This window comes from Enterovibrio qingdaonensis (assembly GCF_028683135.1).
In the GTDB taxonomy this organism is placed as follows: Bacteria; Pseudomonadota; Gammaproteobacteria; order Enterobacterales; family Vibrionaceae; genus Enterovibrio; species Enterovibrio qingdaonensis.
The window spans coordinates 56,403-70,993 of the sequence record NZ_JAJUBB010000003.1 but is presented as its reverse complement, the minus strand read 5'-3'; the positions used below and the strand labels follow the sequence as shown (position 1 = coordinate 70,993).

Genomic DNA, 14,591 nt, shown 5'->3' with positions numbered 1-14,591 from the left:
CAATGCCCTTTTCTTTTACCTAACTCTCTCTGCTGATAGACTTGTTAGATAAACACTTTCTACCACTTTTCAGTGCTCCCCTTCTGTCACTGAACGTTAAGGATGTTACGTGGACGCCTACCTTCAACTAGAAAAACAATTCAAAAAGCTCGCTAGCTACCATCACTTAACCGCCATTTGTGGCTGGGACCAAGCCACCATGATGCCAGACGGCGGCAACGACGCACGTGCCAACGCCATGAGCGATTTAGCGGTTCTATGCCATGAAACATTGGTTGCCCCTGAAGTCGGTGAATGGATTAACGCCATTGACGAACACATCGACACGCTGACTGACGAACAGAAGATCAACGTGCGAGAAATCAAACGCCAGTGGGCACATGCAACGGTTTTGCCGTCAGATCTGGTAGAAGCAAAATCACAAGCGGGATCTAAGTGTGAACACCAATGGCGTAAACAACGCCAAAACAACGACTGGGAAGGCTTTGCCACAAACCTAAAAAGTGTAGTTACGCTTTCTCGCGAAGAAGCTAAAAAACGTGCTGCGCACACCGGTTTAACGCCATACAATGCCATGCTGGACCTTTATGAGCCTGGCATGACAACAGAAAAAATCGATGCTTTATTTGCCGATTTAAAATCATGGTTACCTGCGCTTACCCAACAGATCATCGAAAAACAAAAGACAGTGGCACTTATCTCACCGGAAGGTCCGTTTTCTACCGAGAAGCAAGCCAACCTAGGTCAGCAACTTATGTCATTGCTCGATTTCGATTTTAATCATGGCCGCCTTGATGTCAGCGTTCACCCGTTCTGTGGCGGTGTTCCTGAAGACGTACGTATTACCACTCGCTATGACGAAGAGGATTTTACCTCCGCAATTATGGGGGTTATTCACGAAACGGGTCACGCGCGATACGAACAAGGGCTACCCAAGCACCTATCAGGACTTCCGTCAGCGGAAGCGCGTTCTATGGGCATTCATGAAAGCCAGAGTTTGTTTTTCGAAATGCAGATCGCACGTTCACCGGAATTTGTCGCGCACATCGCCAAAATGGCAGCCGAAACATTTGAACGACAAGCCGACCCCGCGTTTTCGCTTGCTAACATGAACACACTCTACAAACGCGTTCAGCCTGGCTATATCCGCGTTGACGCCGACGAAGTCACCTACCCTGCGCACATTATTCTTCGCTACGAAATCGAGCGAGGCCTGATTGAAGGCACTATAGAAGTCGATGATATCCCTGCGCTCTGGAACCAAAAAATGCAGGAATATTTGGGTATTGATACAGAGGGGAATTTCACCAACGGTTGTATGCAGGATATCCACTGGACCGACGGAAGTTTCGGCTACTTTCCTAGTTACACACTAGGTGCCATGTATGCCGCGCAGTTTATGCATGCCATGCGTAAAGACGTTGATGTTGATGCCTGCATTCGCAATCTAGACATCAAGCCAATCAGTGCTTGGCTTGAAAAGAACATCTGGTCCAAAGGCTCTACGCTGTCTACTGAGGAATTAGTGATTCAAGCGACGGGTGAACCGCTGAATCCTGAGTACTTTAAGCAGCATTTGATTTCGCGCTATTTGAATAGTTAACTTCCCACCAGCGCAGCCAATGGCTGTGCTTCTAGCCTCTCAGTTTCACGATGGGGGGCATTCCGAACCAATAGTGGCCTACAGAACTGGGGCGAACTATCCTAACTGCATAATCACTCAACTTATTCGCCAAGGAGTATAAGGCGGATTCATCAAAGGATTGTTTATGCAGCTTAGCGACCCACGGCTTTACCGCCAACAAGCCTATATCAATGGCAACTGGACTGATGCAGGCGCGCAAAGTGTTATTGAAGTAACAAACCCTGCGACGGGCGAGAAGCTTGGCACTATTCCCAATTTAGGTAGCGCAGAGACCGCTAATGCGATTTCGGCCGCTGAATCTGCGTGGTCAGGTTGGAAGGCGAAAACAGGAAAAGAGCGTGGTTTGATTTTGCGCCGTTGGTATGACCTTGTCATGGAACATATCGATGATCTCGCCATGATCATCACACTAGAAAACGGAAAGCCACTCGCCGAGGCCCATGGAGAGGTACTTTACGCCGCTTCCTTTCTCGACTGGTTTGCTGAAGAGGCGCGTCGACATTATGGTGATGTGATCCCGCAGACCAAGGGAGACCAGCGTTTGTTTGCGATACGCCAACCCGTGGGTGTGTGTGGCGCAATCATAGCGTGGAACTTCCCCTGCACGCTGGTAACAAGAAAGGTAGCTCCAGCTCTGGCTGCTGGATGCACCGTTGTCCTTCGGCCTGCTAGCCAAACTCCCCTCTCCGCGCTGGCTCTTGCAGAACTGGCTGAACGGGCAGGCGTTCCGGCAGGTGTGTTTAATGTAGTGACTGGTGATGCAAGGCCAATCGGCGCGGAGCTGACTGCCAATGAAACGGTTCGTAAAATCACCTTCACAGGCTCGACACCGATTGGACGCCTGCTAATGCAGCAATCAGCGCCTACGGTAAAGTGCTTGTCACTTGAATTGGGCGGAAACGCACCGTTCATCGTGTTTGAAGATGCAGATGTCGAAAAGGCTGTCGACGCCTTAATGCTCTCCAAATTCCGGAATGCAGGCCAAACCTGCGTTTGTGCTAACCGCGTTTTTGTTCATGGTTCGGTCTATGAAGAATTTGCTCGCCGAGTAACTGAAAAAGTGCGCGAGATGAAGGTTGGTAATGGTCTTGACCTAGGTGTCTCAATCGGCCCTTTGATTGACAATGCGGGTGTCGAGAAAGTCTCTGCGTTGGTTAAAGACGCTCTCGGTAAAGGGGCGCGCTTGATGGCAGGTGGCAAAAGACATGCGCTTGGCGGCGGCTTTTATGAACCTACCGTACTGGCAGATGTGGGGCCGGATATGGACGTCGCGAGTGAGGAAATTTTCGGACCAGTTGTCACCTTGTTTCGCTTTGAATCGGAAAAAGACGTAATAGAGAGAGCTAACGCCGTAGAAACAGGGCTTGCCGGGTATTTCTTTAGTCGAGACACGTCAAGAGTGTGGCGTGTTGCCGAAGCACTGGAGGTGGGCATTGTTGGCGTAAATACCGGCATGTTCTCAAACGAAGTGGGCCCTTTCGGCGGTGTTAAGCAGTCTGGTTTCGGGCGCGAAGGATCCCGTTATGGCCTTGATGACTTTTCAGACCTGAAATATATCTGTCTCGGCGATGTAGATTGATCGCCTGATTACTAAATATGCCTGCATTCGTGTTGCTAGAATGTGGGCGTATAAGTGCACCCCCTCCCCTTTTTGTTCCCGTCACTGAGCGCGAAAACCGGACCAATTTCCCCCGACGAAACCGTCGTTCTTACGCCTTTCATATACCGAATAGGCTCATCACTGCCTTCTGATCCCCCCTATTTATCACCCATCACGAAACACGATGCCCGCCATTCCGGATGGCTTGTGCGGAAGTGCCGAGAATTGGCGTATAACTAAATGCAGATGACACAAGCTCATCTATCAACCTTCTTAAAAGTCAATAGGGACGTTTTCATGAAGAGTATTCAAAAATTAGCAACAGTATCTGCAATACTATCGGCTCTCCTTACCCCGGTAGCATCGGCTGATCCCGTGAAATTAAACATGCCTTCGGTGTACCCTGGTTCTCTGACCCAACTTGGTACAGCAGGTGTACGTGTCGCAGATACCGTCAATCTGATATCTGGTGGTGAAGTAAAGATTAAATTTTTTGAGCCTGGAGCCCTTGTTCCTGCACTGGAAATTTTCGATGCCGTGTCTAACGGTTCTGTTGATGCGGGTTGGTCTACCTCCGGTTATTGGGGTTCGAAAAATTCTGCATTGAATATTTTTGCCACTGTGCCTTTCGGTCCACAAGCAGGTGAGTACCTCGCGTGGATGTGGTACGGCGATGGCGATAAGCTAAAGAACGAAATCTACAATAGATACGGTATCCAAAGTATCACCTGTGGCATCCACTCCCCAGAAACCTCCGGTTGGTTCAAAAAGGAAATCAACAGCCCAGAGGATCTTAAAGGCCTGAAAATGCGATTCTACGGCATCGGCGCGAAGGTCATGCAAAAGCTTGGTGTCGATACGCAATTGTTAGCCGGCGGAGATATCTTCCCCGCTCTTGAGCGCGGCACCATTGATGCGACCGAATTCTCCATGCCTGCCATTGACCTTAACCTCGGCTTCTACAATGCAGCCAAACATAACTACTTCCCGGGCTGGCACCAACAATCAACGATTCAAGAACTGCTGGTTAACAAAAAGAAGTGGGACAGCTTGACCGAAAGGCAGCGGGCGATCATCGAAACCACGTGTCGCTCTAACATTGCCACTCAGTATGCCGAAGGTGAAGCTATTCAGGCTCCTGCCCTGGCCGCAATGAAGGAAAAAGGCGTCATTACACACCGTTGGAATGACGAGATGCTTGATGCAATCAGAAACGGTTGGGTCGCAGTTTTGGCAGAAGAAAAAGCCGCTAATCCTGAGTTCGAAAGTGTTTGGAACAACCTCGAACAATTCCGAGAGCAATACGCAACCTGGAAGAACCTCGGTTACCTCTAGTCATTTATTAGAAAACAAGGAAGGCCGCCTTTAAGACGGCCTTTAGTTCGATAAAAACGCTGGAGGGATACCTTGCGATTTTTTATTAGTTTTTCTGACATGATCGACCGTGCCATGAGGTTTATCGCTATGTTTGGCGGTTGGCTTGGCGTGATGTTGGTTATCGCTGTTTGTTATGATGTGATCACGCGCTACTTTGGCGTCCCCAAGCCTGCCGGTCTGAACTCCACGATGATCCAGGAATCGGAATACTGGCTCCACAGCTTTCTCATCGCGTGTTCAATTGGTTACGCCTATCTCAAAGACGCTCACGTTCGCGTCGACCTCTTTCGGCCCAAATTTTCTGGAAGGACCAAGCTCTGGATCGAACTGTTCGGCCTGATCACCGCAGTTATTCCTTACTCGCTATTAGGCCTCTGGCTGGCTTGGCCTTACACCGTTAAATCGTTTCTTTCCGGCGAAATTTCAAAGTCACAAAATGGACTTTCTGATCTTTGGATTCTGAAAGGCGGGCTGGTTGTTCTCTTTGTACTCATCTTTTTTGCCGGCATTTCTAAGTTCATTAAGATCATCGCAGCGCTTCGCGGTGACCTCCCCATGGAAGAAGTAAGTGGAGAAGAATTATGACCTTGATTGAAGCGCTTCCATTATTAATGTTTGCTGTGCTTGGTCTGCTGCTATTCACAGGCTTACCGGTCACGTTTGTTCTTGCCGGTGTTGGTCTTGGCTTTGCAGGAATAGGTATCTGGCTTGGCGAGTTCTTACCCATCCAATTCAATGTACTGCCCTCGCGGATATTTGGCAGTATCTTCGAGAACGCCATCCTTACGGCAATTCCCATGTTCATTTTCATGGGAACGATGCTAGAAAAATCTGGCGTAGCCCGCGACCTATTGAATTGTCTCCAAGTGTTACTGCGCCGTGTACCTGGTGGTCTGGCACTTGGCGTGACGCTCATGGGCACCATCCTTGCTGCCACGACAGGCATCATCGGCGCATCGGTGATAATGATGACGCTGCTCGCGCTACCCGTCATGATCGAACGCAAATACAGTCATGAGCTCGCAACAGGAACCATTGCTGCATCAGGCACGCTCGGGATTTTAATCCCACCGTCAATCATGTTGGTCATCATGGCGGATCTGCTCTCGCGGTCAGTTGGCGATCTCTTTATGGCCGCCGTATTCCCCGGCCTTTTGCTGGCTGGACTTTATATCGCGTATATTTTAATCCGCTGCACGATAAACCCCACTTTAGCTCCCAAGATGGATGATGATGCCGGACCGCAGAACTTAAGCGCACTCCTCGTCATGGTCGCGCGTAGCTTCGTACCCCCCATTCTTCTAATCTCCATGGTTCTCGGTTCCATCCTTGGTGGTCTGGCGACCCCGACTGAAGCAGCCGGTGTTGGGGCGATGGGGGCCATTCTGCTTGGTTTATTCAACCTTGTTATTCTGCCCACATTAGGTGTCGACGAAGTCGCAGGCCTTAATCCAAATGTTGACGATGGTATGGGTGATCGCGCCGTTGGTGGTGGCTTTATAAAAGAGCTGCATCACTTTTATAGCGTCCTCACTGAGGTTGTGGAACGCGCAATGCTAACAAACGCCATGATCTTCGGTATTTTTATTGGCGCAACGTTTTTCAGCTACGTATTCCGAGCACTCGGGGGCGACGATATTGTCATTGAACTGGTTCATTCTCTTGGTCTTGGGCCTTGGGGCTTCCTGTTCCTGATTATGGGACTCGTGTTCGTCCTCGGCTTCTTCTTCGATTGGCTTGAGATCACCCTGATCGTACTGCCAGTGTTTGCCCCCATCATTGCGCAGCTTGATTTCGGCGATCACGTGGCGCAAATCGAGGTGACCTATTGGTTTGCAATATTGCTTGCCATGAACCTTCAAACCTCGTTTTTAACCCCGCCCTTCGGCTTTGCACTGTTCTATTTGAAAGCGGTAGCCCCGCCTTCTGTTCAGATCAGCGAAGTGTATCGCGGGATCATTCCTTTCGTGTTGTTACAGCTCATCGGTCTGGTGCTCGTGATTACCTACCCAGATATTGCGCTCTGGTTGCCGAGGGTCCTTCAGGACTAAGGTTCCGATTCTATTTCACTTTTCATTTGAGGTACGTTGCTATTATGGATAGAGAATCGACACCTTTAGACCGGAGACTTAACGTGGCAATTGTCGGCACGAGATCCTCAGCAGCAAATTTTGACATAACCACGTTGCGCTTGTTCGTTTCCGTGGCTGAGCAAGGGAATATCGCCGAGGCGTCGCGGATAAATCACATCGCGGCGTCAGCGATCAGCAAACGGATTTCGGACCTTGAAGCTCGCGTGGGCGTTAATCTGCTGTATCGGTTACGTGGTGGTGTCGAACCCACACAAGCTGGCAAAGCCATGTTGCGGCACGCAAAACGCGTTCTTCTGCTTTTGGAGGATATGGACGCAGAACTGAGCGAGTTTACCCACGGCATGCGCGGGCAAGTACGACTGTGGGCCAACACATCGAGTATTACCCAGTTTTTACCCGAGGATATCTCTCGCTATGTGGAACGCTTTCCTGAAGTTGGCATAGAGTTACGTGAGGAAACGAGTCGTATCATCGTCGATGGCGTTCGCGAAGGCCTTACCGACTTAGGCATATTTTCCGGTCATACCGACAGTGGCGATCTGGAAACGCGTGTCTACCGCCACGATACTCTCATGGTCATTCTGCCCACTGGACACCCTTTGGAAGAACACGAAACGTTAAAGCTCGCCGACATTGCGGCCTACAATCAGGTTGGCCTGCAAGATGGTAGTTCACTACAAAATCAACTCATGAGGGAAGCCTCCTCACTTGAAGATCCACTGAAGTTTCGCGTGAGGGTGCTGAGTTTTGATGGTATTAGACGTATGGTCGAGGCAGGTTTAGGGTTGGCAGTATTACCTGAAGGTGCTGTTATCCCCTTCCTCGAAATGGGAACCTTTACTGCCGTTAAGCTCGACGAACCATGGGCAAAGCGTTCTCTGATACTGGGTTTCAGGGACTACAAGTCTCTGCCCGTAGTCGCTCGAACCCTGATTGAGTGCCTTGCACCAGAATCCTCATAGGACGCCGGCCAAGCCGCAGTAAGAGAATAGCCGACCACACCATGTTATCGCTCCACGCCCTTAGGCTCTCTGTGTTGTAACCCAACAACGCAGAGGCTTAATACCCACGCTCGTCTACATCTTCACGCAAATCGAAATCCCATCCATCACAGCAATCAAGCTGCGATCGCGATCCGATATGTCCACCCTCTTTATTGGGAAGTGGTGAAGAGAAGAAAAGTTTGCAATTCTTAATTAAAAATCAAATACGTTCGCTATATTCACTCATACAGGTAGGTAGACCGAATATGCCCCTCGTTAAAGAGATCTTTGATTACGTCATCATTGGCGGTGGAACAGCTGGAGCACTTCTCACCAACCGACTTAGCGAGGACGGTTCAACCGTGTGCCTCCTTGAAGCCGGACCTAGCGATATCAATCCACTCATCCACATTCCTGCGGGCTACATAAAGAACGTCTACTCGAAAACTCTGACCTGGGGTTTTGAAGCGGAAGCCAGTGAAGGTACTGCAGGGCGTCGATTTTCTCTTCCGCAGGGGCGCGTGCTAGGAGGCTCAAGTTCCATTAACGGGCTCAATCATAACCGAGGGCAACGTGCAGACTTTGACCATTGGGCAGAGCGGGGAAATCCGGGGTGGAGCTATAACGAAGTCCTTCCCTACTTTCGCCGTTCAGAACACAAAATCGGCAAGGCTGACAAACGATATCGCGGGCTTGAGGGAGAAATGCCAATCACTGAGCTTGATTGGCATCACCCCGTGTCAGAAGCGTTCATAAAAGGCACGCAGGAACTTGGCATTCCAGTAAATTCTGACTACAACGGCGAACGCCAAGACGGCGCCGGTTATTACCAACGCTGCATCAAAAACGGCTTTCGTATTTCATCGGCTCGCGCTTTTTTGGGAACAGCAAAAAAACGGCCAGGTGTTGATGTGCGCACCCACGCCCACGCGACTGCGATTCTCTTCGAAGGTAAACGTGCGGTTGGCGTTAGCTACATGAAAGGTGGCTCCTCTGGTAAGGCGCAAGAAGTCTTTGCTCGTCACGAAGTTATTGTGTCTGCAGGAACCATTAACACCGCGAAGTTATTACAAATATCCGGTGTCGGTGACACGCAATTACTCGATGAAATCGGTGTTCCAGTGGTCCATCATCTACCGGGGGTGGGCAATAATTTGCGTGATCATTATGGTGTTCGCATGGTGTCACGAGTCAAAGGCATCCGCACAATAAACAATATGGCTCAGGGCCCCCGGTTACTGCTGGAAATTGGTCGTTGGTTGCTTCGCAAACCCAGTTTATTGGCAGTCAGTCCTTCCCTCGCCCATGTTTTTTGGAAATCCGACGAGGCGATGGACAAACCCGACCTGCAGTTTGTGTTCTCACCAGCCAGTTTCCGTGAAGGTGTGGTGGGTCTGCTCGATAAAAAGCCCGGCATGACTACGGGAGTGTGGCAGGAACGGCCAGAAAGCACAGGTTATGTTCGAGCACGCTCTGCAAACCCCTTTGAAACGCCCATTGTGCAGCCCAATTATTTGTCTGACGAAAGGGACCAGCAAGTGTTGCTGGCTGGAATGCGCCTTGCCCGCCGACTCATGCAAACATCTGCGCTGACACCCTACTTTGACCATGAAACGGCGCCGGGCGAAGAGGTGCAGACAGACGAGGAATTATTGGATTTTGCACGCAAGAATGGTACGACGGTATATCACCTCATAGGGACCGCTCGGATGGGGCCGAAATCCGATCCCGATGCCGTCGTAGACGCAGAACTGCGCGTCCATGGGCTAGAGGGGCTGCGCGTTGTCGACGCTTCCATCATGCCAACCATGCCTTCGGCAAATACCAACGCGGCAACAATGATGATCGCAGAGAAAGCCTCAGACATGATTCGAGGGCTACCCCCTCTCACGACAGCTGAAACCATCTCGAAAACCGAAGAAACGGAAACAAGTGACTGTTGATCGTTCGCGATAACTTTTACGTTTCTCGGTCGTTGTAAACGATAAACACAAACAGCAACGCACATTATGTGCCGGGGGGTATAGTGCGACGCCAAGCACTAAGCCCCCCGCCACGCCTTCAATACCCCATTTGGCTTTCTCCATACGCCGAATTCTCGGTTCACAAGCACGCTTTTTCCTTCGACAACAAAACCCGTTCAACGCCCGATGACGCGCCGCATAGCAAACATCGTCGGCAGATCACCTTCTGTTGTAACTCAATACCTTGCACCAACACCGGGCGCTCACAAAGTGGCAACGTATTTCGGTAACGGGGGCATCGTTATTGAACGCTTCGGGAGGTCCACTTCACCAATTATGATCAAGTAATGCATAGCAACGGATATAACTGAGGTGTTGATGAAAGCGGGTTTTGTAGGTGTTGGTCAAATGGGCGGTCCGATGGCTGCCAATCTAGCTTCAAACTTTGGGGTAACGGCACACTGTCGAGATGAAGCTACCCGCCAGTATTTAGAAGCATCTGGGGTAATCACCACGGCAAATATGCAGGATATTGCAGACTCAGAGGTCATTTTCTTGTGTTTACCCAGTGGAAGCATCGTCGATCAGGTTCTTTTTGGGCCAAATGGATTAGCTGAGGTTCTGCGCCCCGGAACGATTGTTGTTGATACCAGCACCGTCGAATATAGCACCACAATTTCTCTTTCAGAGAAGCTCGCTTCGTTGGGTTTGAAATTTGTCGATGCGCCAGTATCTGGCATGAGGGCGCGTGCAGAAAATGGCACCCTCACCGTCATGTGTGGCGGCGAACAAGAGTTAGTTGAATGCCTTCAGCCACTGTTTTCCAGCATGGCCTCAAACATCATCTACATGGGGCCTGTTGGCAGTGGGCAACTCACCAAGCTGATCAATCAACTCCTGTTTGATATCAACGCCGCAGCCCTAGCAGAAATCTTGCCGCTGGCCGTCAAACTGGGGCTGGACCCAACAAAAGTCGGCGATGTGGTTAACAGCGGAACCGGCCGAAGCTACGCATCAGAATTCTTCATTCCCAATGTGTTGAATGGTGTCTTTGACAAAGGATACCCCATGGAACATGCCTACAAAGATTTGATCAGTGGTGCAGAAATATCGGTTCAGAATCAAATACCCACACCGGTTTTAGCTGCTGCAACAGCCACTTATCAAGCGGCGTTACTTAACGGACATGGCGCAAAGGATAAAGGCGGCATGATACGTGTCTTCGAAGATCTGCTTGATGTCAGATTTCGCGCAAGGAATGCTGAAGGAGATTCAAAATGACAAAAGAACGTGGCTTAAAACGCAACCTCACCAACTACGGTGACAAAGAGTTTGCGACCTATTTGCGGAAGTCGTTTGCACGTTCAATGGGTATATCCAAGGAAATGCTGGATAAGCCCATTGTCGGTATCGCAATGACGCCCTCAGGCTTTAACAGTTGTCACCGAGGCATGCCTGAGCTCGTAGATGCGGTATCACGAGGGATCCTCGCGGCTGGTGCGCTTCCTCGCCCATTTCCTACCATCTCTCTAGGTGAAGTTTTTCTCAGCCCCACCAGCATGGTTTATCGCAACCTCATGGCAATGGATACAGAGGAAATGGTACGCGCTCAACCCATGGACGCGGTCGTTTTAATTGGTGGATGTGACAAAACCGTCCCCGCGCAATTAATGGGGCTCGCTTCAGCCAATATTCCCGCCATTCAACTCGTCACTGGACCTATGTCGACAGGTCGCCACCGCGGGGAGCGTCTGGGTGCTTGTACAGATTGCCGTCGCTTTTGGGGAAAATATCGCGCCAACGAGATTGATACCGCTGAGATCACTGAAATAGAAGGTAAATTATCAACCACTTCTGGCACCTGTGGCGTTATGGGTACCGCAAGTACCATGGCGTGTATTGCAGAAATTCTTGGCATGTCTCTGCCCGATACAGCGGCGATTCCATCAGTGCACTCAGAACGTTTGGTCGCGGCTGAAGCAAGTGGTCACGCCATCGTTCAACTGATTGATAACCCGATTCTTCCGAGTGAAATCATTACCGAAAAATCCGTTGAGAACGCCTTTCGTGTACTCATGGCTATCAGCGGCTCAACCAATGCGATCGTCCATTTAACCGCTGTTGCAGGTCGATTGGGCATCAAGATTTCTGATGAGCGACTCAATGAGATCTCGGATGAAACGCCGGTTCTGGTGAATTTGAAACCCGTTGGCGAAGGCTATATGGAAGATTTCTATGCTGCAGGTGGCCTTCGCGCGGTATTGCATGAGATTAAACACCTGCTTCACCTCGATACCATTAACGTTGCCGGACAAACCCTCGGAGACATTCTTGAAGAGCCGATGGATTGGGTTGATCGCACCTATATCAAATCACTCGACAATCCTGTCTCGGATGTTGGTGGCTTGATTTCAGTAAAAGGCAACATCGCCCCAGACGGCGCGATATTCAAACGTGCAGCTGCCACACCAGAACTGTTTGAAGTAGAAGGCAGAGCCGTTGTGTTTGAGAACTTGGAAGATCTCGCAAACCGCATTGACGACCCAGATCTTGATGTAGAACCCAATGACATTCTGGTGTTAAAAAATGCAGGCCCGGTCGCGGCTGGCATGCCCGAAGCCGGATACCTCCCCATCCCCAAGAAACTCGCACAAAAAGGCGTGAAAGACATGGTGCGTTTATCAGATGCCCGTATGTCAGGAACAGCATTCGGCACCATTCTTCTTCATATATCGCCTGAAGCCGGTATTGGCGGCCCATTAGCAGCCGTTGAAAACGGAGACCGCATTCAATTTTCCGTAAGCCAAAAGCGCATATCGCTATTGGTCGACGACGAGACAATTGAGAGACGGCTGGCAGAAAAAGAACCACTGAAAACACCAGAACGCGGGTATCGCGCGCTATATAGCAAGACCGTTTTACAAGCCCCCGATGGTTGTGATTTTGATTTCCTTCGTCATACATCAGTTGATTCCTGATGCCGTCCCCTACTCATTTTCTAGGAAGCTAACATGAACCTTTTCACCAAACTCAAGCAGCGTGAACAAGAAGGCACTCCCATTAAGGTCGGTTTGATTGGAGGGGGAAAATTCGGGACCATGTTTTTGTCTCAGGTCACACGTTTACCCGGTATTCACGTTGTCGGTATTGCTGACTTATTCCCAAGCGCAGTGCAATCAAATCTCGAACTCGTCGGCTGGCCTAAAGCCTCTTATTCTGCTGCAAATTTAGAAGAGGCTGTCAGCAAAAGAACAACACATGTGACGGATGATTGGCGTAGCCTCGTCGAACAGCCTGAAATTGAAATCATCATCGAAGCGACAGGCAACCCCATGGCTGCTGTCGAGCACTGCCTTGGTGCTTTTCATCAAAATAAACATGTGATCAATGTGACCGTTGAAGCTGATGCCTTTTGTGGTTACGGGCTGGCATTAAAAGCCAAGGAAGCTGGCGTCATCTATAGCATGGCGTATGGCGATCAGCCTGCATTGGCTTGTGAGTTGGTAGACTGGGCTCGCGCGAGCGGATTCAAGGTTGTTGCTGCGGGAAGAGGCCATAAATGGTTACCTCATTACCGCCATTCCACACCCGACACGGTCTGGGATCACTGGGGATTAACCGCAGAGCAAGCAAAACGCGGCCGCTTGAACCCCAAAATGTTTAATGCATTTCTGGATGGCTCAAAGCCCGCGATTGAATCTGCAGCCATTGCCAATGGCACAGGCCTGGATGTCCCAACAAATGGATTACTCTTCCCTCCAGGCTCAGTGGATGACATTCCTACCCTCATGCGCCCTAAAGAACTCGGCGGCGTTCTCGAACGCGCAGGAATGGTGGAAGTCGTGTCTTGTCTAACCTTGGACGGCCAACAAATCCCCAATGACATTCGAAAGGGTGTTTGGGTATGTATCGAGGCAGACACGGATTACCACAAAAACTGTTTTGAAGAATATAAAGTGGTCACCGACCCTTCCGGCAGATTCATGGTTAACCACAAACGCTGGCATTTAATCGGGCTGGAGTTAGCAATTTCTGTCGCCTCGGTAGGGTTGCGTGAAGAAGCAACTGGGTTCGCCACATCGTTCAGAGCAGACGTCGTCGCAATCGCAAAGCGCAACCTCGCGGCAGGCGAAATGCTCGATGGTGAAGGCGGTTACACCGTGTCAGGCGGATTACGCCCCGCGTCGATCTCCGTTGAAAATCGATATTTACCGCTAGGTCTAGCACATAATGTTGTCCTAAAGAATGCCGTTCAGGAAGGCCAAGCCGTGAAATGGGATGATGTGGATATCGATACAACGACTGCCGCGTATAAACTTCGCAAAGAAATTGAACCCAAATATGTGTAATCAAGCCGATGCTGCTTGTTTTGATTAAGATCCTTTTAAGCAAAAATACAGGATTAATCCGACCGCGGGCCGCAAATAGGCCTGCGGACGCGTAGAAAACGTTGATAACACCTAGCACGGCAATTTCAGGCCTGTTAAAACGCGTAATTTCCGCTCAAGCTTAAGGCCAAGCATTGGCATGCAACCTTTTATATCAATCAGTTACACCTCACGCTCAATTAAAAACACTCACTTACTCAGGTATTATTTAAGCTAAATTTCATAATAACCGATGAGAGGATAATTAAATCTTATTAGAAATCAATTGTAAATCATTGCGGAATCGATGGTAAATTAATGAGAAAAAGAGAGTTAGTGACTTATAAACAAAGAAAAATCTCATCATCAAAACGATATAAATACAAACAGAAACCTTGTTATTTTTGGTGAATTTGACTTTCGAATAAAGCTTTACAACAATAGAGTGGCATTTATTTATACAATTAAACTAAGTGCATATATTGACTACGTTAATCATTAATTTAGTTAACACAAGGAAAGGATAATGAAGAAAATAAAGTTCGCCGCGAAAAAAGGTCCT

10 protein-coding genes are annotated in these 14,591 nt (G+C 49.5%); all 10 read left to right on the top strand.

The annotated features are described in order from the left end of the window. The first annotated feature begins 109 nt into the window (after positions 1-109). Positions 110-1,603, top strand: a complete 1,494-nt coding sequence (locus tag LRP49_RS05220; RefSeq protein ID WP_274140705.1) for a carboxypeptidase M32 — start codon at positions 110-112, stop codon at positions 1,601-1,603. A 166-nt stretch (positions 1,604-1,769) separates the two neighbouring features. Beyond that, positions 1,770-3,224: an NAD-dependent succinate-semialdehyde dehydrogenase gene (locus LRP49_RS05215; protein WP_274140704.1), complete on the top strand. Its 1,455-nt coding sequence runs from the start codon at positions 1,770-1,772 to the stop codon at positions 3,222-3,224. A gap of 318 nt (positions 3,225-3,542) precedes the next feature. Next, positions 3,543-4,580: a TRAP transporter substrate-binding protein gene (locus LRP49_RS05210; RefSeq protein WP_274140703.1), complete on the top strand. Its 1,038-nt coding sequence runs from the start codon at positions 3,543-3,545 to the stop codon at positions 4,578-4,580. A 72-nt stretch (positions 4,581-4,652) separates the two neighbouring features. Beyond that, the gene (locus LRP49_RS05205) at positions 4,653-5,207 is read left to right on the top strand and encodes a TRAP transporter small permease subunit (RefSeq protein ID WP_274140701.1); all 555 of its coding nucleotides are present in this window, start codon (positions 4,653-4,655) and stop codon (positions 5,205-5,207) included. Beyond that, positions 5,204-6,673 carry a TRAP transporter large permease gene (locus LRP49_RS05200; protein WP_274140700.1) on the top strand — a complete coding sequence of 490 codons (1,470 nt, stop codon included), beginning with the start codon at positions 5,204-5,206 and terminating at the stop codon, positions 6,671-6,673. Before LRP49_RS05205 ends, LRP49_RS05200 begins: the two co-directional genes overlap by 4 nt. 83 nt (positions 6,674-6,756) lie before the next feature. Further along, the gene (locus LRP49_RS05195) at positions 6,757-7,677 is read left to right on the top strand and encodes a LysR substrate-binding domain-containing protein (protein WP_274140699.1); all 921 of its coding nucleotides are present in this window, start codon (positions 6,757-6,759) and stop codon (positions 7,675-7,677) included. A gap of 287 nt (positions 7,678-7,964) precedes the next feature. After that, the gene (locus tag LRP49_RS05190; RefSeq protein ID WP_274140698.1) at positions 7,965-9,641 is read left to right on the top strand and encodes a GMC family oxidoreductase; all 1,677 of its coding nucleotides are present in this window, start codon (positions 7,965-7,967) and stop codon (positions 9,639-9,641) included. A 399-nt stretch (positions 9,642-10,040) separates the two neighbouring features. Further along, on the top strand, positions 10,041-10,943 hold the full coding sequence (locus LRP49_RS05185) for an NAD(P)-dependent oxidoreductase (protein ID WP_274140697.1): 903 nt from the start codon (positions 10,041-10,043) through the stop codon (positions 10,941-10,943). Next, complete coding sequence (locus tag LRP49_RS05180; protein ID WP_274140695.1) at positions 10,940-12,640, top strand: dihydroxy-acid dehydratase; 1,701 nt, start codon at positions 10,940-10,942, stop codon at positions 12,638-12,640. The genes LRP49_RS05185 and LRP49_RS05180 overlap by 4 nt, the downstream gene beginning before the upstream one ends. Before the next feature lie 33 nt (positions 12,641-12,673). Next, the gene (locus tag LRP49_RS05175; protein ID WP_274140694.1) at positions 12,674-14,011 is read left to right on the top strand and encodes an NAD(P)H-dependent oxidoreductase; all 1,338 of its coding nucleotides are present in this window, start codon (positions 12,674-12,676) and stop codon (positions 14,009-14,011) included. Positions 14,012-14,591: the final 580 nt, after the last annotated feature.